This window comes from Promicromonospora sp. NPDC023805 (genome assembly GCF_040639635.1).
Taxonomy (GTDB): Bacteria; Actinomycetota; Actinomycetes; order Actinomycetales; family Cellulomonadaceae; genus Promicromonospora.
In genome coordinates this window covers 80,407-101,920 of sequence record NZ_JBFAAH010000003.1, presented here as the reverse complement: position 1 = coordinate 101,920, position 21,514 = coordinate 80,407, and the positions used below count along the sequence as shown (strand labels likewise).

At 72.7% G+C, this 21,514-nt stretch carries 19 protein-coding genes; 14 read left to right on the top strand and 5 right to left on the bottom strand.

The genetic code is table 11. The annotated features are described in order from the left end of the window. Positions 1 to 39: 39 nt before the first annotated feature. From AB0F70_RS05305 to AB0F70_RS05260, 10 genes are all read left to right on the top strand, one after another. Positions 40 to 651, top strand: coding sequence for a hypothetical protein (locus AB0F70_RS05305; RefSeq protein WP_357444252.1), 612 nt, complete (start codon positions 40 to 42; stop codon positions 649 to 651). Continuing rightward, positions 651 to 866 carry a hypothetical protein gene (locus AB0F70_RS05300; RefSeq protein ID WP_357444249.1) on the top strand — a complete coding sequence of 72 codons (216 nt, stop codon included), beginning with the start codon at positions 651 to 653 and terminating at the stop codon, positions 864 to 866. Before AB0F70_RS05305 ends, AB0F70_RS05300 begins: the two co-directional genes overlap by 1 nt. Beyond that, positions 863 to 2,221, top strand: coding sequence for an EsaB/YukD family protein (locus tag AB0F70_RS05295; RefSeq protein WP_357444246.1), 1,359 nt, complete (start codon positions 863 to 865; stop codon positions 2,219 to 2,221). Before AB0F70_RS05300 ends, AB0F70_RS05295 begins: the two co-directional genes overlap by 4 nt. Then, a complete protein-coding gene (locus tag AB0F70_RS05290) occupies positions 2,221 to 3,018 on the top strand; it encodes a hypothetical protein (RefSeq protein ID WP_357444243.1) in 798 nt (265 codons plus the stop codon). Before AB0F70_RS05295 ends, AB0F70_RS05290 begins: the two co-directional genes overlap by 1 nt. Further along, the gene (gene eccCa / locus AB0F70_RS05285) at positions 3,015 to 7,100 is read left to right on the top strand and encodes a type VII secretion protein EccCa (RefSeq protein ID WP_357444240.1); all 4,086 of its coding nucleotides are present in this window, start codon (positions 3,015 to 3,017) and stop codon (positions 7,098 to 7,100) included. The genes AB0F70_RS05290 and eccCa overlap by 4 nt, the downstream gene beginning before the upstream one ends. Beyond that, positions 7,090 to 7,734, top strand: coding sequence for a hypothetical protein (locus AB0F70_RS05280; RefSeq protein ID WP_357444237.1), 645 nt, complete (start codon positions 7,090 to 7,092; stop codon positions 7,732 to 7,734). The genes eccCa and AB0F70_RS05280 overlap by 11 nt, the downstream gene beginning before the upstream one ends. After that, positions 7,731 to 8,252 (top strand): hypothetical protein, encoded by a 522-nt coding sequence (locus tag AB0F70_RS05275; RefSeq protein ID WP_357444234.1) that lies wholly within the window; start codon positions 7,731 to 7,733, stop codon positions 8,250 to 8,252. The genes AB0F70_RS05280 and AB0F70_RS05275 overlap by 4 nt, the downstream gene beginning before the upstream one ends. Positions 8,253 to 8,259: 7 nt before the next feature. Continuing rightward, a complete protein-coding gene (locus AB0F70_RS05270) occupies positions 8,260 to 8,640 on the top strand; it encodes a metal-sensitive transcriptional regulator (RefSeq protein ID WP_357444231.1) in 381 nt (126 codons plus the stop codon). A gap of 47 nt (positions 8,641 to 8,687) precedes the next feature. Next, positions 8,688 to 8,996 (top strand): cation transporter, encoded by a 309-nt coding sequence (locus tag AB0F70_RS05265; protein ID WP_116673181.1) that lies wholly within the window; start codon positions 8,688 to 8,690, stop codon positions 8,994 to 8,996. A 133-nt stretch (positions 8,997 to 9,129) separates the two neighbouring features. Next, entirely contained in the window at positions 9,130 to 11,544 is a 2,415-nt protein-coding gene (locus tag AB0F70_RS05260; RefSeq protein ID WP_357444227.1) for a heavy metal translocating P-type ATPase, read from the top strand. Between the two features lie 13 nt (positions 11,545 to 11,557). Here the strand turns inward: AB0F70_RS05260 and AB0F70_RS05255 are convergent, their stop codons facing one another. The 4 genes from AB0F70_RS05255 to AB0F70_RS05240 are packed head-to-tail and all read right to left on the bottom strand — an operon-like array spanning position 11,558 to position 14,199. Then, complete coding sequence (locus AB0F70_RS05255; protein ID WP_357444224.1) at positions 11,558 to 12,349, bottom strand: ABC transporter permease; 792 nt, start codon at positions 12,347 to 12,349, stop codon at positions 11,558 to 11,560. Continuing rightward, positions 12,346 to 13,209 carry an ABC transporter ATP-binding protein gene (locus tag AB0F70_RS05250; protein ID WP_357444221.1) on the bottom strand — a complete coding sequence of 288 codons (864 nt, stop codon included), beginning with the start codon at positions 13,207 to 13,209 and terminating at the stop codon, positions 12,346 to 12,348. The genes AB0F70_RS05255 and AB0F70_RS05250 overlap by 4 nt, the downstream gene beginning before the upstream one ends. Continuing rightward, entirely contained in the window at positions 13,206 to 13,517 is a 312-nt protein-coding gene (locus tag AB0F70_RS05245) for a transcriptional regulator (protein ID WP_357444218.1), read from the bottom strand. The genes AB0F70_RS05250 and AB0F70_RS05245 overlap by 4 nt, the downstream gene beginning before the upstream one ends. Then, complete coding sequence (locus tag AB0F70_RS05240; RefSeq protein ID WP_357444216.1) at positions 13,501 to 14,199, bottom strand: hypothetical protein; 699 nt, start codon at positions 14,197 to 14,199, stop codon at positions 13,501 to 13,503. Before AB0F70_RS05240 ends, AB0F70_RS05245 begins: the two co-directional genes overlap by 17 nt. Positions 14,200 to 14,349: 150 nt before the next feature. Between AB0F70_RS05240 and AB0F70_RS05235 the strand changes: the two genes are divergently transcribed. The 3 genes from AB0F70_RS05235 to AB0F70_RS05225 all read left to right on the top strand — a co-directional run bounded on the left by AB0F70_RS05235 (position 14,350) and on the right by AB0F70_RS05225 (position 19,358). Continuing rightward, the gene (locus AB0F70_RS05235; RefSeq protein WP_357444214.1) at positions 14,350 to 15,855 is read left to right on the top strand and encodes a peptidase S10; all 1,506 of its coding nucleotides are present in this window, start codon (positions 14,350 to 14,352) and stop codon (positions 15,853 to 15,855) included. Between the two features lie 71 nt (positions 15,856 to 15,926). Further along, complete coding sequence (locus tag AB0F70_RS05230; protein ID WP_357444212.1) at positions 15,927 to 16,706, top strand: CPBP family intramembrane glutamic endopeptidase; 780 nt, start codon at positions 15,927 to 15,929, stop codon at positions 16,704 to 16,706. 117 nt (positions 16,707 to 16,823) lie between these two features. Further along, on the top strand, positions 16,824 to 19,358 hold the full coding sequence (locus tag AB0F70_RS05225) for a lysylphosphatidylglycerol synthase transmembrane domain-containing protein (protein WP_357444210.1): 2,535 nt from the start codon (positions 16,824 to 16,826) through the stop codon (positions 19,356 to 19,358). A gap of 112 nt (positions 19,359 to 19,470) precedes the next feature. Here AB0F70_RS05225 and AB0F70_RS05220 read toward each other — a convergent pair whose 3' ends face one another. Further along, positions 19,471 to 19,752, bottom strand: coding sequence for an HU family DNA-binding protein (locus AB0F70_RS05220; protein WP_116673175.1), 282 nt, complete (start codon positions 19,750 to 19,752; stop codon positions 19,471 to 19,473). Positions 19,753 to 20,026: 274 nt separating this feature from the next. On the opposite strand from AB0F70_RS05220, the gene AB0F70_RS05215 reads away from it, so the two are divergent. Beyond that, positions 20,027 to 21,502: an MFS transporter gene (locus tag AB0F70_RS05215; protein WP_357444207.1), complete on the top strand. Its 1,476-nt coding sequence runs from the start codon at positions 20,027 to 20,029 to the stop codon at positions 21,500 to 21,502. The last annotated feature ends 12 nt before the right edge of the window (positions 21,503 to 21,514 follow it).

The following is a 21,514-nucleotide window of genomic DNA, read 5'->3' as shown; positions in this document are numbered from 1 at the left end:
CATCGGAACCACAGCCGGAACCAGGGGGAAGGCGCCACCGTGACAGGACATGCCGCAATCGGCTCGTGCGGCGCCTGCGGTGCGGTGCTCGCGCCGGGTGCGCCGCGGTGCGACAGGTGCGAGGCCCCGGCCGTCGACTCCCGACCGGTCACGTCCACGCTGCTGGCGAGCCTCGCCCCGGCGAAGAGCAGCGACCGGACGCTGGCCGCCGCCCTCGACGTCGGACTCGTCGTCCTGGCGGCCGTGCCCGTCCTGCTGGGTGCCGTCGGCGTCTGGCCGCCCGCCCTCGCCGTCCCGTTCGGCCTCGTCCTCGTCGCGGGCGTCGCCGTGCTCCTGGTGCGGGCCTTCCGGCAGACCGGCGGGACGCCCGGCGCTCTGCTGACCCGGACCCGTTACGTGGACGGGCTCGTCGGCACACCACCCGGACCGGGCCGCTGGCCGGGCGCCGGGGTCGTGTCGGTCCGCCTCGCGCAGCGCCGTCCGACGCCGCCGGCACCCGTCGCGACGTCGACTCTCCTCGCGACGTCGACGCCCGCCCCGGCAACCCCGGCGACCCCGGCATCACCCCAGCAGGTTCAACAGACCCCGCAAGCCCAGCCGGCCGAACCTGGGCAACACGCCGCAGATCCCGCTCAGAGAGGTGGCCACTGATGGCGCGTGATCCGGACCGGCAGCTGCTCGAATCCGTCGAGACCCGTCGCGCACGCCTCATCTCCGCCTTTCTGCACGGGGAGCTCGCCGGGCGGCGGAACGTCTCCGACAACGTCAAGCGGTTGATCGGCAGCATCGTGCTCGCCGCCGTGGCGTGCGCCGGCTGTGCCGGGTACTCGTTCGTGCAGCACAACCTCGGAGGACTGGGCCAGTGAGCCGCTTCACCCGCGTCACGGTGGTGGGCTCCGCCCGCCGCGGCGACATAGTGCTGCCGTCCGACGAGGAGCTCGCAGTACTGCTCCCGCAGATCCTCGACCTGGTCGCAGAGCCGCCCGGACAGGGAGCGGTCACCCTGGTGCGGCACACCGGCGACCAGCTCGACGTCTCCCGTGACCTCGACGCCCTCGGCCTGCCGGACGGCGAGATCCTCCGGATCGTCCATACCCAGGACGCACCGCCGCCCGCCGAGATCGCCGACGTCACCGAGGCGGCGACCGACGTGCTCGCCGACCTGCCCGGACAGTGGGACGAGCGTGCTCGCCGTGCCACCGGGGCCGTCGGCGTCGGCCTGATCGCCGGCGCGGCCGGGATCGTCCCCGCGTACGACGCCGGGCCGGACAGCGCCGCCGCAGGGCTGCTCGGCATCATCATTCTGGTGCTCCTGGTCCTCAGCGCCTCCGCCCCGCGCGCCCGCAGCCGCCGCGAGCGCGGCGCCTGGCTCCGGCTGGCGGCCGGCTCAGCGGCGGCGGGCCTTGGCCCGGCGCTCGGCCTCGCGGTCGCCGCGCTCCCGCCCGTGGCGGACCTGGTCGGTCCCGTCCCGGACAGGGCGGCGCTCCAGCTCGCCGGGATCGTCACGTTCGCCGTCGCCTGCTGTGCGCTGTGGGCCGCAGGCGTCTCCCACCGCAGCCGGGGGATGCTCGCCGGCGCGGGAACCGGCATCGGCCTGGTCCTCCTGGCCTCGGTCCCGGTCGGGTTCGACCTCGGGTCCGACCGGGCCGCGGCCGTCGTCGCAGCGGTCGCCGCGGTCCTCCTGGGGGTGCTGCCCGCCGTCGCGCTGAACACGTCGGGCGTGCACCGCCTGGACGACGCCACGCTCGAGGGCGACACCCCTGACCGGCAGGTGGTTGTCCCCTCGCTGGAGGAGGCCTACCGTGCCCTGACCTGGACGACCGTCGCCACCGGGATCGCACTCGCCTTCGCCGCGGCAGTCCTGCTCTCCACCCCGACGGGCTGGTCGCGGCTGCTCGGCATCGCCGTGCTCCTCGTCGCGGCCCTCCGCGTGCGTCCGCTACCGCTCACCGCCCAGGTCGCCTCCCTGTGGGGCGCGGTGGCGGCCTCGACGGTCATCGGCACCCTCGCCGCTCTGGGTGGGCGGCCCACGCTCACCGCCGTCGTCCTCGGTGCCCTGGCCCTGCTCGTGACGTTCATGGTGTCTCGCACGCCGAACGCGCAGCAACGTGCGCGCTGGCGCCGGGCCGGGGACGTGCTGGAGCTGTTCGCGATGCTCGTCGTGGTGCCGGCGGTGCTCGGCGTGTTCGATGTCTACGAGCTGCTGCTCAGGGTCTTCTGATGGAGACAGGCACCGCTGACACGATCCGCGCCGTCCTGCGCGGAGCCGGCCGGTTCGCCCAGGACGCCGCCGCCTGGGACACCGCCGTGCGCGCGCCGGTGGGCACCAGCCGGCGCATCACGTTCCTGGCAGCAGACGGCGGCACGGGGACCACCACTCTCGCCTCTGCGGTCGCCCTGACCTTCGCGCGGCGGCGCACCGGGCCCGTCCTGGCACTCGACGCGGCCGGCGGGCCGTCCGCCCTGCGTACGCGCCTGGGGCTCGACGATGCCCCGGCGCTCGACGACGTCGCCTACGGCACCCCCGTCCGGTCCCTCGCCGACGCCCACGCGGCGACACGAGAGGCCCGGCCCGGTCTGCATCTCGCCGGCGCGTCCGGCTGGCCGCCCCACCTCTCGGTCTGGACCGATGCGGCGGCGGCTCTGGGGCGGTTCTTCGAGGTGGTCGTGACCGATGCCGGACGGCGCACCCCCGACGACGCCGCTCGGCTCGCCGCCGAGTCGCACGTGACCGCCGTCGTCGCCCGGACCGACGCCGGGGCGTTCGCCGCCGGACGGACCCTGGCCGACAGCCTCCGGGGCGCGCTTCCCCATGCCCCGGTGGTGCTCGTACTGGTGGGGGTGGCCCCCGGCGAACCGCCTTTCGTGCACACCGCGCGGCCCGGGTCCCTGATGGTGCCGCACGACCTCGCCGCGGCACGGTCGCTCGGCACGCCCCTGCCGCAGCTCGACGCACAGACCCGCGCCGCCGTCGCGAAGACGGCCGCGCACCTGCTCACCGAGGCGAGGTCTGCATGACACAACGGATCGTGCACCGCCCCGCCCGTACCGTGCGCCCGCTCGCGCCGCCGCCGGAGCGCACCCTGGCCACACCACCCGCCGTCGGCAGCGGCAACGTCGCCGGGCTGCCCCTGCAGGCGCTGCTGCCGCTGGTCGGCGCGGTGTCGTCGATGACGATGATGCTGGTGTTGCGCAACAACCCGGTGATGGTGCTGGTCGCGCTCGTCGTGCTGGTCGTGGCCCTGGTCGGCGGGCTGGGCACGGCGCTCAGCCAGCGCGGCAACGCCACCCGTACCCGACACGACCAGCGCGAGCGCTACCTGGACCATCTGGAGACGCTGCGCGCCGACCTGCGCACCGCAGAGCACGCGGCCCGCGCCGAGGCGCACACGGTGCACCCGGCCCCGGCAGCGCTGCTCGACGTCGTCCGCGACCCGGCCCGACTGTGGGAACGGCGGCGCTGGGACCCGGACTTCCTGGAGGTACGCGTGGGTGTCGGCGACGTGCCGCGTCCCGGTCTCACCATGCCGCTCACCGACAGCCCGGCCGAGCCGCCGGACCCCATGCTGCTGGCCGAGGCGCGGAGCGTCGTGGACCGCCACTCGCGTCTGCGCCACGTCCCCGTGGTGGTCCCGCTCGACAGCGTCGGCGACGTCGCGGTCGTGGGCACGCGCGCGGAGACCCTCGACGTCGTGCACGCGATGCTCGCTCAGGTCGCTGCCCTGCACGCCCCCGACGACGTGCGCGTCGCCCTGGTCGCCCCGCCGGACCGGCTGGCCGACTGGCGCGGGGTTGACCTGCTGCCCCACGTCGTGGACGACACGACCTTCGACGGGCCTGCCGCCGTGCGACGCATCGCGCCCGACCTGATCGGCCTGCGCCGTCTGCTGGCCGCGGACCTGGAGGGCCGCGCCGCCCGCGCCGCGGAGGCGCACCGCCGGTCGGGGCCCGGGGCTGCCGATCGTGGTCCGCGGCTGATCGTCGTCGTCGACGGGTGGGGCGAGACCGCCCAGCCCTTCGGCACCCCCGACGTCGCGCTGGGCCTCGCGGACCTCGGCGTCACCGTGATCCATCTCGTGTCCAACCGGCTGCACGAACCCTCGGAGACCGCGCTGCGCATCACGGCGCGCGCGGCAGGCTCGCCGAGCAGGTCGGACGGCGGCGTGGAGCTCGTCGTCGACGACCTGCGGTACGGCCTGGCCGCCCAGGCGCCGCCCACGGTCCGCGCGGCTCCGGACGCCCCGAGCGCCGCGGTGCTACGGGGGATCGCACACGCCCTCGCCCCGGTGCGGCTCAGCGTGTCGTCCGCCGACGGCTCCCCGTCCGCCGAACGCGCTGCGCGCACGGACGAGCTGCTCGGCGTCGACGACGTCACGCACCTGGACGTCCCCGCGCTGTGGGGGTCGCGGTCGCCGCGGGACTTCCTGCGCGTGCCGATCGGCATGGACGACGACGGCGCGCCCGTACTCCTGGACCTCAAGGAGTCCGCCCAGCTCGGCATGGGGCCGCACGGCCTGTGCGTCGGCGCCACGGGTTCCGGCAAGAGCGAGCTGCTGCGCACGCTCGTCGCCTCGCTCGCGGCATCCCACCCGCCCGAGGATCTGGCGATGATCCTCGTGGACTACAAGGGCGGCGCCGCGTTCGCGCCGTTCGAGGGCCTGCCCCATGTGGCCGGGATCCTGGACAACCTGGCCGACGACGCCGGGCTGACCGAGCGGGCCCGCGCGAGCTTCTCCGGCGAGGTGCTGCGCCGCCAGCAGGTGCTGCGCGACGCCGGTTCGCCGTCGATCACCCACTACCGCGAGCTGCGGCGCCAGCGCCCCGACCTGGAACCGCTGCCGCACCTGCTGCTGGTCATCGACGAGTTCGGTGAGCTGCTCACGGCGGAGCCGGAGTTCGTGGACCTGCTGCTCATGATCGGCCGGATCGGGCGGTCGATCGGCGTGCACCTGCTGCTGTCGAGCCAACGGATCGAGGCCGGGCGGCTGCGTGGCCTGGAGACGTACCTGTCGTACCGCATCGGGCTGCGGACCTTCTCGGAGGCGGAGTCGTCGATGGTGCTGGACACCCCCGACGCGTTCCACCTGCCGGCGGTGCCGGGGTTCGGGTACCTCAAGGTCGACACGAGCGTGTACCGGAGGTTCCGCGCGGGCTACGTGTCCGGGCCGGTCGAGGCGGCCGGCTCGGCGCCGGAGCCGGACGACCAGCTGCGCCGTCCGCTGCTGCTGGGGCAGTACAACGACATCCGACGGGCCAACGGGATCGCTGCTGCCGGATCGGGTATCGGCGAGCCGGAGCTGGCCCGGCCGTCGGTCGAGAGGCCGATGGTCGACGTCATCGTGGCGCAGCTCGCGGCCGCCGGCACACGAGCGCGGCCGGTGTGGCTCGCACCGTTGCCCGCCCAGGTCACTCTCGGCGACGTGCTGGGACGGACGCGCGTACCGACGTCGGACGAGCTGGGGAGCGGCGCGGTGCGCGGCCGCCCGTTGGCCGTGCCCGTCGGGCTGCTGGACGATCCGGCCCGCCAGCGGCAGGGGACGTGGGAGCTTGACCTGACCCGGGCGGGCGGGCACGTCGTCGCGCTCGGCGCACCGCAGTCCGGTCGCACGACGTTCCTGTGGTCGGTCGCCGTGGGCCTCGCTCTCACGCACACCCCGCAGCAGGTAGCGGTCTACGGGATGGACCTCGCCGGCGGCGGGCTGGCCCGCATCGAGGGGTTCCCGCACGTGGGCGGGGTCGCCACCCGGTCCCGACGGGACCAGCTGCGGCGGCTCCTCGAGGAGCTGCTCGGCATGCTGGCCGCCCGCGAACGGGCATTCGCCCGGTACGGGATCGACTCGCTGGCGATGCTGCGTGCGCGGCACGCCGCGGGCGGGATCCCGGAGCTGCCCGCGGCCGACGTCGTGCTCCTGGTGGACGGCGTGGGGCTGCTGCGTCAGGACTTCGAGGAGCTGGAGGACGGGTTCGGCGAGCTCCTGCAGCGCGGCGGCGGGTTCGGCATGCACGTGGTCGTGGCGACGGGACGCTGGAACGACCTGAGGTCCGCGCAGCAGAACCTGATCGGCACCAAGGTGGAGCTGCGGCTCAACGACCCGGCGGACTCGACGATCGCGCGCAAGCTCAACGGCACGATCCGGGCCGCGCAGGCGGGCCGGGTGCTGACCGACGACAAGCTGTTCGCGCAGGTGGCGCTCCCGCTGCTGGGGGCGCCCGGCGGGTCGGACGAGGCGGACACACAGGTGGGCGACGGCGTGGAGGCGTTGGCCCGGCTCTCCGCGGAGGCGTGGGCGGGCCCGGCCGCGCCGCCCATCCGGATGCTGCCCGACGACCTGTCGGCCGACGATCTGCCGGACCCGCTGGACGAGCCCGACCGGCTGCCCTTCGGCCTGCGTCAGGACACCATGCAGCCGGCGCTGCTGGACCTCGAGAACAGGGACCAGCACCTGCTCGTGCTGGGCGACTCGGGCAGCGGCCGCTCGACCCTCCTGCGCACCCTGGTCACGGCCCTGACCGACCGGCACACCTCGGACGAGCTCACGCTGGCGCTGTACGACATGCGGGGGTCCGTGGCCGACGTCGTCCCGGACGACGAGTACATCGGCGGGCTCGCGACCAACCCCGTCAAGGCTCTCGAGCTGTCGGCGACCGTGGCCGTCGAGCTGGAGAAGCGGACGCAGTCGCTCGGCAGCGCGCCGCGCGGCACGGGAGTCGAAGGCCCCCGCATAGTGGTGGTCGTGGACGACGAGGACATCCTCTCCTCGGGCGGCACCGATCCCCTGCGGCCCCTGCTCCGGTACCTGCCCGCAGCGCGTGACCTGCGCCTGCACGTGATCATCGCCCGCCCGGTCGCTGGCGCGTCCCGCGCGCTGTACGACCCGGTGCTGCAGGCTCTGCGGGACATCGGGGCCAGCGGGTTCGTCATGTCCGGTGAGCGGTCCGAGGGGCAGCTGTTCCCGGGCGTCCGCGCCGAGCACCTCCCGCCGGGCCGGGGTGTGTGGGCCCGCCGTGGCGAACGTCCCGTGCTGGTCCAGGTGGGGCGTCCGTGGCACGCCACAGCGCCGCCCGCCACCGCGGCAGATGGGAGCAACCGTGCCTCGTGAGATGACGGCCCGGCCGAACGACCTCGCCGCGCAGCAGTGGCTCGCCGCCGACCTGGGTCCGCGTACCGCGCGCATCGTTGTCGCGGGCGTCGCGGGCGGTGTGGGTGCCACCACGCTCGCCGCCCTCGTCGCCCGGGTCGTCGCACGAGCGCGGCCGGGTCGCGTCGCCCTGATCGACCACACCGGTGGCACGCTGGCCGAGCGCGCAGGCAACCCGCCGGACGCTTGGGCGTGGGCAGCACCCAGCACGGCCCAGGTCTCGGTCGAGTGCGTCAGGGCCACCGCGTTGCTGCCGGGCGAGACGCCCACCCGCGCGCCGGGCGCCGTGCCTCTGGTGGTGGCACCGTGGCACCCGGAGGGTCTGCACCTCGCGCAGCGGGCGGCCGCCGGGCTGCCCGGCGCCCTCCTGGTCGGGATCGACACGGCCTGGCTGTACCGCAGGGCTCACCGGGTCCCGGACGATCTGGGGCTGCCGTACGACGCCGCGCTCACCGCGCCGGGTGCCGTGCGCGACGACCTCCTCGGCGCCCCGGTCCGTGACGCCGTGCTCGCCGTCGCCGTCGAGGCGCTCGCACGGGCATACTCCGCCGGTGTGGGGCAGCAGGCAGATCCAGCACGAGCCCGCAGATCGTGATCCCACACATCGTGAACCCGCCGATGGTTCGCCAGGGGCAGCTGGTTCAAGAGATTGCACGAGACACTGCGCTCGAAGCGTCGGGTGGAGGCGACTGGGATTCTCTGCTGCTCACAGTGCGAAGCCTTGCCCCCTACGACGAAATCCAGCTTGGGATCACTCGACCGTCAGGTGAGGATCGATCTCTTCTTCCTCCACGCGACACGAGCAAACTCATCGATGAACTTCGGGATGTCCTGTACCGGCCGGGTACGGGCACCTGGTTCTCGATGGAATTGACCGTGACGCGGCAGGAAGGCCGAGGGAAAGTTGATGTCTCGTTCAACTACGACGAGATGCCCGCGTGGAGCGACTTTCCCGCGTCGATCATGTTCGTCCAAGACCTGCGCAAGTATCCGCGAGACGACGAGAACACGCCAGGGTGGCTTCGTGAGCAGGTCGAGCGTGCACGAGTCGAGTACCCGGAGGAGTCGCCCACAGCCTGGGCACTTGACTCACTACCCCCTCGGGGTATCTGATGGAGGGATGACCGAGGCGACGGAGACCACCGAGGCGGCAGTGGTCGCCGTCGGGCAGCACGATCATCACGACCCGGACCACGGCTCAGCCGGTTCGCACGACGAGCCGCACGGCTACGCGTCCGACAAGCCCGCGTACCTCAAGCGGATGCGTCGTATCGAGGGGCAGGTGCGCGGCATCGCGCGCATGATCGACGAGGACGCGTACTGCATCGACGTGCTCACCCAGGTGAGCGCCGTGACGAAAGCCCTGCAGGCGGTGAGCCTCGCTCTGGTCGAGGATCACCTGGGGCACTGCGTGGTGGACGCGGCCAAGACGTCCGACGACGAAGGTGCCGCCAAGGTCAAGGAAGCCGCCGAGGCGATCGCTCGCCTCGTGCGCATGTGAGTACCAACCAGCCGCGTGCCGATCAGCCCGCCATCCGAGGAGACGATATGACCACCGTGACCAAGCTTGCCGTGACCGGTATGACCTGCGGGCACTGCGTGTCCGCCGTGACCAACGAGCTCAAGGGCGTCCCGGACGTCCAGGACGTCAGCGTCGAGCTGCACGCCGGCGACACCTCGCTGGTGCGCGTGATCTCCAAGCTGCCCCTTGCCGAGGCACCGCTGCGGGACGCAGTCGACGAGGCGGGCTACGACGTGACCGACGTCGAGGTGCTCGAGAACGCGGTAGCCGCCGAGTCGGCGGCGCAGGCCCCGGCCCGCCAGGCGAACCGGTCGCTGCCGATCATCTCGTCCTGACCGTTCCGAAGTTCGGCCGACCGGCCGTCACCCCCTTTCGAGGTCAATGCTTCTCCGCACTGAACCGATTCAAAGCGGAGCGACGTAGGCCTCGAAGACGACCGCGTCCGACACCCCCACTCCCAGGAGAACCGTGACTGTCGCTGAAGCGCCGCATCTCGTCGGCGAGGTCGAGCTCGCCGTGTCCGGGATGACCTGCGCCTCGTGCGTGGCCCGGGTCGAGCGCAAGCTCAACCGGCTCGACGGGGTCGCCGCCACCGTGAACCTGCCCCTGGAGTCGGCGCACGTCGTGCTATCGGAGGCGGTCACCGACCAGGACCTGGTCGACGCCGTCGAATCGGCGGGGTACGGCGCGCAGGTGACACGGCGGCGGGCCGCGAACGGGTCGAGCACGTCCAAGGACACAAGGGCCGACGGCGAGCCGAGCGCGACCACCGCGGTCAGCGCCGAGTACCGCGGCGACGACCTGCTCCGCCGGCTGCGCGTCTCGGCGGCGCTGACAGTCCCGGTGCTGCTGCTCTCGATGGTGCCGGCGCTGGCGTTCCCGGGCAGCGAGTGGGCGGTCGCCGCCCTGGCGCTGCCCGTGGTCGCGTGGGGCGCCTGGCCGTTCCACACGGCCGCCGTGCGAGCCGCCCGGCACGCGAGCTCGACCATGGACACGCTCGTGTCCATCGGCGTGCTCGCGGCGACCCTGTGGTCGCTGTGGGTACTGGTCGCTGAGACGCTCCGGCCCGCGGGCGAAAGTTCGGGCCCCGGCCTGTACTTCGAGGTCGGCGCGGTGGTCACCACGTTCCTCCTGGCCGGGCGGTACGCCGAGCACCGGTCGCGGCGCCGCGCCGGGGACGCCCTGCGCGCCCTGCTGAGCCTGGGCGCCAAGGACGCGGAGCGCATCACGCTCGGCCCGGACGGCACACCCCTGCGCCTCGCGGACGGCGGCTGGCGCACCGCTGCCGTGCCCGTCGCCGCCCTGCAGGTCGGGGACGTGTTCGCGGTCCGCCCCGGCGGAACCGTGGCCACGGACGGGACGGTGGTGGAGGGCACCTCAGCCCTCGACACCTCCCTGGTCACCGGCGAACCGGTGCCTGTCGACGTGACGCCAGGCGACGACGTCGTCGGCGGAACGGTGAGCACCTCGGGACACCTGCTCGTGCGCGCGACCCGCGTGGGCGAGGACACGATGCTGGCCCGCATCGGGCGGCTCGTGGCCCAGGCGCAGACGGGCAAGGCCCCTGTGGCGCGGCTCGCGGACCGCATCTCCGCGGTGTTCGTGCCGGTGGTGCTCGTGCTGGCGGTGCTGACGCTGGCCGGCTGGCTGGCCATGACCGGCGACGTCGAGGCGGCGTTCACCGCGGCCGTCGCGGTGCTGATCATCGCGTGCCCCTGCGCCCTCGGGCTGGCCACGCCGACGGCGATCCTGGTCGGCACCGGCCGCGGTGCCCAGCTCGGCGTGCTGATCCGCGGGCCGGAGATCCTGGAGAGCACGCGTCGCGTGGATACGGTGGTGCTCGACAAGACCGGCACCGTCACCGAGGGCCGCATGCGCGTGGTCGACGTGTGGGGCGCCGGACGGCCCACAGCGGTCGAGCCCCCTGACTTCCCGGTGGTCGAGCCTGCCGAGACCGACGCGAACCACCTCACCGACGCCCCGGACGTGCTGCGCTACGCGGCTGCCGTCGAGTCCCTGAGCGAGCACCCCATCGCGCGGGCGATCACCGCAGCGGGACGCGCCGCCGGCGAGCCGGACACCGAGACGCCGCTCGAGGTCACGGGCTTCATCGCCCACGCGGGCGGCGGTGTCGAGGGCCTCGTCCGGCGGGCGCACTCCGGCCTGGCCCTCGGCGGGGCGCTGAACACCCGCCGTGTCCTGGTGGGCCGCCCCGCCTGGCTCGTCGAGCAGGGGGCGGCCGTCCCGGAGGAGGTGCGTACCGCCGTCCGGCAGCAGGAGGAGGCGGGGGCCACCGCGGTGGCCGTGGCCTGGAACGGGGCCGCCCGCGGCGTGATCGCGCTGCGCGACCCGGCCAAGCCGACGTCGGCGCAGGCGGTGGCCGAGCTCCGCGAGCTGGGTCTGCGACCGTACCTGCTGACCGGCGACTCGGAGGGCGCCGCCCTCGTCGCGGCGCGGGCCGTCGGCATCCCGCACGCGGACGTCATAGCCCGCGTGCTGCCGGCCGACAAGGCCACGGTGGTGGCCCGGCTGCAGGCCGAGGGCCACACGGTGGCGATGGTGGGCGACGGCGTGAACGACGCCGCCGCGCTCGCCACGGCCGACCTCGGTCTCGCGATGGGCACCGGTACGGACGTCGCGATCGAGGCGAGCGACATCACGCTGGTCCGCGGCGACCTGCGGGCCGCCGCGAGCGCCGTACGCCTGTCCCGGAAGACTCTGCGGGTCATCAAGCAGAACCTGTTCTGGGCGTTCGCGTACAACGTCGCGGCGATCCCGCTGGCGGCGGCGGGCCTGCTCAGCCCGATGATCGCGGGCGGAGCGATGGCGGCGAGCTCGGTGCTGGTGGTGCTGAACTCCCTGCGCCTGCGCCGCGCGGAGTAGGTCGATCGCCGGCTCAGCGGAAGCGGCGTCCCTCGTCGTTGCGGTACGCGACGATCGCCAGCACGATGAACAGCAGCGTCCACCCGGCCAGGACGGGGAGCGCCAGGGCGTAGGCCTCCGCCCCTGTGGTGGCCTGCACCAGCAGGTCACGGCCGGCCCGGGTCGGCGTGGCCATCGAGATCGCGTCGAGCCAGCCGGGGAACATCTGCGGCGGCAGGAAAAGCCCGCCCGCGAAGGCCAGCGGGAACAGGATGATCTGCACGACGGGCAGGGCCGCCTTGGCCGAGAGCGCGTACCCGATCGCCATGCCCAGCAGCACGAACGGCACGGACGCGGCGAGGATGGTCCCGATCCCCCCGAGCAGCTGCCCCGGTGTCACGGTGGCCTCCGTGAACAGCCAGCCGATGATGATCAGCGGCAGCACGCCGAACAGCGAGAAGATCCCGCCGTTCAGCACGCGCGCCACCATCTGTGGACCGGGCCCGGCCGGTAGCGACCGCAGGAACGGGTAGAACGGCAGCTGCCGGTCCTCGGCCACCCCGAGGCCGTAGGTGAACAGGCTCGCCGAGCAGACCGCGAACAGCGCAAGGCTGGCGACGGCGGTCGTCGCGAACAGGGGGTTGCCCGCGACCGCCGTCTGCGGCACGACGAAGAAGAACATGGACAGCGACGGGAACAGCACGTTCCCGAGCACCGCGATGGGGATCCGGACGGTCTCCAGGAACTGGTACTTCAGGTGCAGCCAGGACAGCTTCAGGAAGGGCTGGGTCCGGGCCTGGGTCAGGTTCTGCGTGGTCGCGCTCATCGCACTGCTCCTTCCGTGCTCTCGTGGTTGACCAGCTGGCCGAACGCTTCCTCCAGGGAGGCCCCGCGGATCTCCAGGTCGCGGAACTCGACGCCGGAGGCGACCAGGTCCCGCACGAAGGCGTCCGAGTCGGGGACGAGGTGCTCCTGCCGCGTGCCCGTGGCGTCGGTGAGCTGCACCCTGCGGGCGCCCACGCGGCTGAGGACGGTCTCGAGGGAGTCGTCGGCGAGCACCTTGCCGTGGTCGATGACGACCACGCGTTCTGCGAGCGCCTGCACCTCCTCCAGGTAGTGGGAGGTGAGCAGTACCGTGCCGCCCTTGGCGTGGTACTCCCGGATGGCGTCCCACAGCGCGGCACGGCCGGAGACGTCGAGCCCGGTGGTGGGCTCGTCGAGCAGCACGACGCTCGGCCGGCCCACCAGGGACATGGCGACGGCGAGCCGCCGCTTCTGCCCGCCGGACAACGAACCGGTCTGGCGTTTGCCCAGGTCGGCGAGCCCGAACTGCTCCAGCAGCTCGTCCGTCGGCACGGGGTCGGGGTAGTGGCCGCCGACGAAGTCGACGACCTCGCGCACCCGCAGCGTCGCGGGCAGGCCCGTCTCCTGCGGGGTCAGGCCGAGCACCGTGCGTGCCCGGGCGTCGCGCGGGTCGCGGCCGGCCAGGCGCACCACGCCGGCGTCGGGCCGCCGCTGGCCGCTGACCAGCGAGAGCAGCGTGGACTTGCCCGCCCCGTTGGGGCCGAGCATGCCCACCAGCTCGCCGTGCCCCACCTCCAGCGTCACATCGTCGAGGGCGACGACGTCGCCGAAGCGCCGGGTCACCCCACTGACCTCTACGGCGCTGACAGTTACCGCACTCATCCCTGTGCTCCCTTCAGAAGGTCCATCAGCGCCGCCTGGTAGTCCGCGAACGCGGTGCGGCCGGTCGGGGTGAGGGCGAGGTAGGTCGCAGGTGTCCTGCCCTCGTGGGTCTTGGTGACGTGTACGTATCCGGCGTCCTCCAGCTTGCGCAGGTGGGTCGACAGGTTTCCGGCGGTCATGTCGAGCAGCTTCCGCAGCTTCGGGAAGGCCAGCTCGTCGCCGGGGCCGAGGGCCGCGAGCGAGGCGACCACGCGCAGGCGGGCGGGGGCGTGGATGACGGGGTCGAGCTCCTCAGGCACGTCGCCCACCGCCCTCCGTCCGCTCTCCGGTCCCGGATGATCGACGCCGCGCGCGGATCACCTGCTCCACCGCGACCATGACCAGGAACCCGCCGCCGCCCGCGACGGCCATCACGAAGTACGTGTCCGGCATCCCGGCGAACGCGGCGAGCACCGCCGTGACCAGCATCCAGCCGCCGATGGCGTACATCCGGACCTCCTCGAAGAGCATGCCGCCGGCGAGGTACAGGAGGCCGACGATCACGCACGCGAAACCGTTCGCGGCGATCGCCTGGACCTCGGTCGATGCACCCGCGTCACCCATGGCGCCGATCAGGACGCCGAAGGCCATGAACGCGAGGAACCAGGTCCAGCCGTACATCGCGCCGACCCGGGCGCTCGCACCGCGTGTGCCGGACGTCCGGGTGACGCTGTGCACGACGGTGAGCCCCGTCGCGCCGACGATGCACCCGGCGAGCACCCAGCCGGCCCAGACGGCGGGCACGCCCGTATCGCGGGCCGTGGACCACATGGCCAGGTAGCCGATCAGCCACGCGAGCCCCCAGGCAGCGAACAGCACGCGGCCGTCGGGCTCGGTTGCGTCCCGGGCCGCCTCCTGCTGCTGCTGGATCATCCGCAGCATCTCGGCGGGGTCGAGGCCCGCCGCTTCTCCCTGGCCCTCAGGTCTGTCCGACGTCGGGTCGCTCGCCATGGTTATCGCCTTTCCTTCCAAACTGGTTTGTCCTGCAAACCAGTTTGTCAGCTGTTGGCAACGAGGCGCAAGGGGTTTAGCGCGAGCCAGCCGATCAGGCGGAGGCAAATGCGTGTGAGGGCACGCTGATCCGAGCGGTAGGTTCCCCACGTGACCGACGAGAAGAGCACCAGCACCGACAAGCCAGAGGCGACCACGACGGCGTCCACCGGGACCCCACCCAAGAAGCCCGAACCCACCGACGACCTCGTCACCACGCGGCACACCCTGCACACCCCGCAGGGCGACCTCGCCTACAGCGCGACGACCGGCCGGGTAGTGCTGCGCCAGGAGGTCCACAAGGACGAGAAGTACGACGGCCGCAAGCCCAAGGCCGAGGTCTCGATCACGTACTACACGCTTGACGACGCCGACGTGACGCGCCGCCCGGTGACGTTCGCGTTCAACGGCGGCCCCGGCTCGTCGTCGGTCTGGCTGCACCTGGGGCTGCTCGGCCCGCGCCGGGTCGACTCGGGCGACGTCGGCAACCTGACCCCGCCGCCGTACGGGCTGGTCGACAACCTGGAGACCCTGCTGCACGTCTCCGACCTCGTGTTCATCGACCCGGTCTCCACGGGCTACTCGCGCGCGACAGAGGGCGAGCAGGCCAAGCCGTTCCACGGGTTCACGGGCGACCTCGAGTCGGTCGGCGAGATCATCCGCCTGTGGACGAGCCGCAACGACCGGTGGATGAGCCCCAAGTTCCTGATCGGCGAGTCGTACGGCGGCACCCGCGGGGCGGCGCTGGCCGAGTACCTGCAGCAGCGCTTCGGGATGTTCTTCAACGGCGTCATGCTGGTGGCTCCGGCGCTGAACATGGAGGCGCTGTTCGACGGCGAGCACTCCAACCTGCCGCACCCGCTGTTCCTGCCGCTCTACGCCGCGACGGCGCAGTACCACGGCCTGCTCGGCGACCGCGCGCTCGACGACGTCGTCGCCGAGGCGCGGGACTGGGCGGAGACGTACGCCTCGGTCCTGGCCCGCGGGGCGCGTGTGCCCGACGACGAGCGCGCGGCCGCCGTCACGAAGATCGCCTCCCTGACCGGGCTCAGCGAGGACTACGTGGACCGCGCCAACCTGCGGCTCGAGCACACCCGCGTCTACGCGGAGCTGCTGCGCTCGCGCCGCCTGATCACGGGCCGCCTCGACACCCGGTTCACCGGGCCGGCCGACCACTACATCCACGAGCAGATGCCGTACGACCCGTTCATGTCCGCGACGTCCGGGCCCTACACGGCGGCGCTGCACCACTACCTGCGTGGCGAGCTCGAGTACGAGAACGACGCGATCTACGAGGTGCTGTCCCGCCAGGTGCACCCCTGGTCGTACAAGGAGTTCGAGGGTCAGGCCGTCGACGTCGCCGACAAGCTCGCGACGGCGATGATCATCAACCCGCACCTCCAGGTGCACATCGCCATGGGCCGGTACGACGGCGGTGTCCCGGTCGAGGCCATCGAGTACAGCCTCGACCAGATGGCGATCCCGGCGTCCTACCGCGACCGCATCGAGACCCGGGTGTACCCGGCGGGCCACATGATGTACATCCACCCGGAGTCCCGGGTGGCGCAGGCAGCGGACCTCGCGGACTTCGTCAGGCGCGCCTCGAACCGGGCCTGAGCGGATCCGACGGCGACCGCCGCTGGGCGTGGGCACGGCCCGCGCCCAGCGGCGACTGCTATAAACGGGCCGTGTCCTCCAACCGTCGTGTCGCCGCCGAGGTGTGGATAGTGCTCGGGCTCAGCCTGGGCCAGTCGGCGGTCTACGCACTCGTCAACATCGCGGCCCGCATCACCGCCGATACGCCGCTCGGCGAGCAGACCGCCACGCTCAACGCGAGCCAGTCCGAACGCCCGTACCTCGACCTCGTCTACCAGCTGCTGAGCATCGGGTTCGCGCTGGTCCCGGTGGCGCTGGCGCTGTACCTGCTCAGCGGGCCGGGCCGCAGCGCGGTCCGCAGCCTCGGCCTCGACCGGTCCCGTCCGGGCCGCGACCTCGGCTGGGGCGTCGCCCTGGCCGCGGCGATAGGCATCCCGGGGCTCGCGTTCTACGTCCTCGGGCGTGCGCTCGGCATCACCGTCGAGGTGCAGGCCAGCGCCCTGGACACCCACTGGTGGACCGTCCCGGTGCTGCTGCTCAGCGCGTTCCAGAACGGGCTGCTCGAGGAGGTGATCGCCGTCGGCTACCTCTACGAGCGCACGCGGGAGCTCGGCTGGAACCGGATGAAGTTCATCGTGGCCAGCTCGCTCCTGCGCGGGTCGTACCACCTGTACCAGGGCATCGGACCGTTCATCGGGAACGTGGTGATGGGCGTCGTCTTCTCGTGGTTCTACACGTCGCCGAGGTTCCAGCCCGACGGACGACGCCGCGTGATCCCGCTGGTCGTCGCCCATGCGCTGCTCGACGTCGTGGCGTTCGTCGGCTACGCCCTCGTGCCCGCGGAGTGGCGTGAGGCCATGGGGATCCGCTGATCCCGAGCGGGGCAGTACGAGGGACTTCACTGCCCTGACCTGGCATTCTCCGGCAAGAATGGGTGTCGCCACCGCTCCTCCGGTCATGTGCGGCCCAAGGCCCTTAGAATCCGAGACATGTCCAACTCGAGCGCCGGCCGCGTTGGCGCCGGTGCCGATCTGTCCGACGCTCCGCGCACCGCGCCGGCCGGGTCTGACCTGGTCGACGTCGTCGACACGCCTGAAGAGCGTGTCCGGCACCCGCGCGCGCTGGTCTGGATGATCGGGTGCGCAGTGGGCGTCGCGGGCGTCCTGATCCTCTCGGTGGTCGCGCACGGCACCACGGAGGGCGTCACCGAGGACGTCCGGAGCTTCAACGACCTGCTGGCCGACATCCTGTTCGTCCCGGTAGCGGTGCTGCAGGGTCTGGTCAGCATGTTCGCCCCGGTCGCCGTGCTGATCGAGCTGGCGGTCCGCCGACTGGGCAGGCAGATCATCGAGTCGATTGCCGGCGCCGCCCTCGGCCTGGTGCTCGGTGTCCTCACTACCGTCCTGCTCCACCAGCTCGGCTCGGACGAGCTCGTGCGCGGTATGTCGGTATGGGAGAGCGGCACCGGCTACGTGCTGGCCATCCCGGAGTACGCGGTCGCCCTGACGGCGATGCTCACGGTCGCAGGGCCCGCCACGCGACGTCGGACCGTCCGCATCTCATGGAACCTCCTGTTCGCGGCCCTGCTGATCGTGCTGATCACGGGCCAGGTCTCGCTGCCGGGGGTGCTCGTCGCGCTGCTGCTCGGCCGGCTCGCCGGGTCTTCGGTGCAGTACATGTCGGGCACGCGCAGCGAGCGCGCGTACGGACCCGACCTCGTGACCGCCGTGCGCCGCGCCGGCTTCGTGCCGACGTCACTGGCCCGGGTGCAGGCGCAGCCCGTACAGACCGGCGACGAGGCCGCCGGGGCCGGCACGCCCGACGCCACGCCCGACGACCCGGTAGCGCTCGCCCTGAGTCGCGGGGACGGCAACCGCGTGTACGCCCTCTACTGCGACGACGGCGTACGCCGCGACGTGGTGGTGCTCGACGGCGACCGCCAGGTCGTCGGGCTCATCACGCGCCTGTGGCGGGCCCTGCGCCTGCGCGGCATCGAGGGCCGGGCCGCCATCTCGCTCAAGGCCGTCGCCGAGCGCACCGCCCTCCTGTCCTACGCGGCGACCGCCGCCGGTGTCCGCACCCCCCGGCTCCTGGGGATCGGCGAGTTCGGCGACTCGATAGCGCTCGTCCTCGAGCATGCCTCCCCGGCGCTGTCGCTCCGCGACCTGCCCGACGACGACGTGGACGACGACGTCATCGCCGAGGCCTGGGAGCAGCTCGGCCGGGCCCACGCGGCGGGCCTCACGCACCGCGCGCTGACACAGGACGTGCTGCTCACGCACCGCGACGCCGACGGCGACCCGCACGTGTGGATCACCGGCTGGGAGCAGGGCGACATCGCGTCGCCGCCGCTCTCACGACGCCTCGACCTCGTGCAGATGCTCGCGCTCATCGGGCTGCGGGTGGGCCCCCGGCGCGCCGTCGCGTCGGCGGTGCGCGCGTTGCCCGACGCCGACATCGCCGCCATCGGGCCGCTGATCCAGTCGATAGCCCTGCCGCGGACCACCCGCGAGGAGGTGCGGCGGGCAAAGGGCCTCCTGGGCGAGCTGCGCGGCGCCCTGGTGGAGCGCCTGCCCGAGGCGAGCGTCCAGCCGCAGCGCATCTCCCGGTTCAGCGCGCGCACCGTGCTCACCACGACGCTGATGATCATCGCGGTCGCCGTGATCGTGACCACCATCAACTTCAACGAGATCGCGCAGGCCGTGCGCGGAGCCAACCCGTGGTGGATCGCCGTGGCGTTCGCGCTCGCCGTCCTCACCTGGTTCGGCGCGGGCCTCACGCTCGTCGCGTTCTCACCGGTCCGCGTGCCGATCGGGCGAGCCACGTGCACTGCCGCGGCAGGCTCGTTCGTCGCTCTGGCGGCCCCGGCGGGCATCGGCCCGGCGGCGCTGAACCTGCGCCTGCTGACGCAGCGCGGGGTGTCGATGTCGATGGCAGTGGCCACTGTCGCGCTGGTCCAGGTATCGCAGTTCGTCGTCACCGTGCTGCTGCTCGTCGCCCTGTCGATCTTCACCGGGTCCGGCGCCCTCGTGGAGCTGCCGTCGCCCGCTGTGCTGATCACCCTGGCGGGCATAGCGGTGGTAGTCGTCGCGACGCTGCTGGTGCCGCCGGTACGGCGGTGGGGCATGGGGTACATCGGGCCGAGGCTGCGGCAGGTGTGGCCCCGCCTGGCCCAGATGCTGAGCCACCCCGGCCGGCTGGCGCTCGGTGTGGCGGGGAACCTGATCATGACGCTGGGCTACATCATCGCCCTGTGGTGCTGCCTCGCGGCGTTCGGGCAGTCGCTCTCGCTGGTCGACATCGCCCTGGTCAACCTCGTGGGCAACGCACTCGGCGCGCTCATCCCGACCCCAGGCGGCCTGGGTGGTGTCGAGGGCGCCCTGACGGCCGGTCTGACGGCCGCCGGCGTGCCGGCCACCATCGCGTTCTCCGCGACCATCCTGTACCGCCTGTGCACCTACTGGGGCCGCGTGCCGATGGGCTGGGTGGCGATGAAGTACCTGGAGCGCAAGGGCGACCTCTGAGCGTGAGGGCGGCCGGCTGTACCCGGACATACGAAGGCTCGGACATACGAAGGCCCGACCCCCGTACTGGGAGCCGGGCCTTCGCCTCGCTATAAAAATCAGCGGCGAAGCGTCACTTCGCGACGGCCTTCTTCAGCAGCGAGCCGGCGCTGATCTTGACACCGAAGTTCGCCGGGATCTGGATCTCCTCGCCGGTGCGCGGGTTACGACCCGTGCGGGCGGCACGCTCGACGCGCTCGGCCGAGAGGAAGCCAGTCACCTTGACGGCCTCGCCCTTGGCGAGCGACTCGATCAGCACCTCCTGGAAGGCGTTGAGCGCGGCCTCGGCCTCGGTCTTGTTGATCTCGGCCTTGCTGGCGATGGCCGAGACGAGCTCGGACTTGTTGAGCGACATGCGGTTCCCTTCTTCGGTCACGTCGTGCGGCGGTACCCGCCCGACGACGAGGCCCCATACTGCCAGCAGATCGGCAGGAATTCGCGGAGAACGGGTACTTCCACGGCGAGTCGTGGGTAACTTTCTGCTCTCAGAGGACGCGAACCTGTGTACGAGCCTGTGGACGACGACGGTGAAGGGCCTCCTGGAGCAGTGTCACCCCGCACTATCCGATGACTTCCGCAACCCATAGGCGTCTACCGTTCCAGTAGTCCCGCGCCAATGAGAGGAAATCGTGGAGAAACCGCCGTACGAGCTCCCAGCCACCGCCGAAGGCGTCGTGGACACCTCCCAGGACGCCTCCGACGACGTCTCCGAGGACACCGCGAAGTCCGCTGCTCCGGCCCCCGCGGAGGCCCCGCACGCGCGCCGCAACCTGGTCGTGCTCGTGTTCAGCAACCTGCTGGCGGGCGTCGGGGTCGCGTCCGGTGCCGCCGTCGGCGCGCTGCTCGCGGAGAGTCTCGGCGGCACCTCCATGGCCGGCCTCGCGCAGGCCGTCGGTGTGCTCGCCGCGGCAGTCGCGTCGATCCCGCTCGCGACGTTCGCCCAGGTGCGCGGACGCCGCTGGGCGCTGTCGCTCGGCTACGCCATCTCCACGGTGGGTGCGCTGCTCATCGTCACGGCGGCCGTCGTGGGGCAGCTCGTCGTGCTGCTGGTGGGCCTCACGCTCTACGGCGTCGCCAACGCGACCAACCTGCAGTCCCGGTACGCGGCGGCGGACAACGTGGGTTCGGGTACCCGCGCCCGGACGATGTCGGTGGTCCTGTGGTCCACCACCGTCGGCTCCGTCGTGGGGCCCAACCTCGCGGCCCCCGGCGCGGTGGTCGGCGGCGGGTTCGGCGTGCCCGCTCTCGGCGGCCCGTACCTCTTCTCGATAGTCGCGTACCTGCTGGCCGGGCTCGTGCTCGCGGCCCTGTACCGGGACCCGGTGTCGAGCGCGGCGGTGGGCAGCGCGGTCACGGCCGCCACCACCGCCGTCGGGCGGCTCGGCAAGCGGGCCGACGACACCGCAAGCGCCCAGCCCAGGCGGACCGGGGCCCTCGCCGCCCTGCGGTGGGCCTGGGCGCACCCCCGGGCGCGGTTCGCCGTGGTGACCACCGCCGTCGCGCACGGCGTGATGATCATGGTGATGGTGATGACGCCGGTGCACATGCAGCACGGCGGGATGTCGCTGCAGCTCGTGGGCATAGTGATCAGCCTGCACGTGCTGGGGATGTTCGCGTTCAGCCCGGTGTTCGGGTGGCTGTCCGACCGTTTCGGCCCCCTGCGGGTCGCGGTCGGCGGGCTCGTGCTGCAAGGCGCGGCGGTGGTCCTCGGCTTCATGGCCGCGACGATGGTGCCCGACGGCGATGCGAGCCCCGGCGCGCATGCAGGCGCGCACGCAGGGCACAGCGCCGCCGGGCCGGCTCTCGACACCGAGGTGCTCACGGCGGTGGCCCTCGTGCTGCTCGGGCTCGGCTGGTCGGCGTGCGTCATCGCGTCGTCGGCGGTGCTGGCGTCCGTGGCGGAGCCGCACGTCAAGCTGCCGCTGCAGGGTGCGACGGATGCGTTGATGAACTACTTCGGCGCGGGCGCCGCCGCCCTGGCCGGCCCGCTCCTCGCGTGGGGCGGGTTCCAGGCGGTGAACACGGCGGGCGCCATCCTGCTCCTGCCCGCCGTGGTGACGGTGATCCTGGCGGTGCGGCACCGCGACAGCTCGCCGTCGACGTAACAATTTGCGCCA

Coding starts and splice junctions, on each gene's coding strand:
- AB0F70_RS05300 (WP_357444249.1), top strand. CDS start 651: ATGGCGCGTGATCCGGACCGGCAGCTGCTCGAATCCGTCGAGACCCGT.
- AB0F70_RS05290 (WP_357444243.1), top strand. CDS start 2,221: ATGGAGACAGGCACCGCTGACACGATCCGCGCCGTCCTGCGCGGAGCC.
- eccCa (WP_357444240.1), top strand. CDS start 3,015: ATGACACAACGGATCGTGCACCGCCCCGCCCGTACCGTGCGCCCGCTC.
- AB0F70_RS05270 (WP_357444231.1), top strand. CDS start 8,260: ATGACCGAGGCGACGGAGACCACCGAGGCGGCAGTGGTCGCCGTCGGG.
- AB0F70_RS05265 (WP_116673181.1), top strand. CDS start 8,688: ATGACCACCGTGACCAAGCTTGCCGTGACCGGTATGACCTGCGGGCAC.
- AB0F70_RS05255 (WP_357444224.1), bottom strand. CDS start 12,349: ATGAGCGCGACCACGCAGAACCTGACCCAGGCCCGGACCCAGCCCTTC.
- AB0F70_RS05250 (WP_357444221.1), bottom strand. CDS start 13,209: ATGAGTGCGGTAACTGTCAGCGCCGTAGAGGTCAGTGGGGTGACCCGG.
- AB0F70_RS05240 (WP_357444216.1), bottom strand. CDS start 14,199: ATGGCGAGCGACCCGACGTCGGACAGACCTGAGGGCCAGGGAGAAGCG.
- AB0F70_RS05225 (WP_357444210.1), top strand. CDS start 16,824: ATGTCCAACTCGAGCGCCGGCCGCGTTGGCGCCGGTGCCGATCTGTCC.
- AB0F70_RS05220 (WP_116673175.1), bottom strand. CDS start 19,752: ATGTCGCTCAACAAGTCCGAGCTCGTCTCGGCCATCGCCAGCAAGGCC.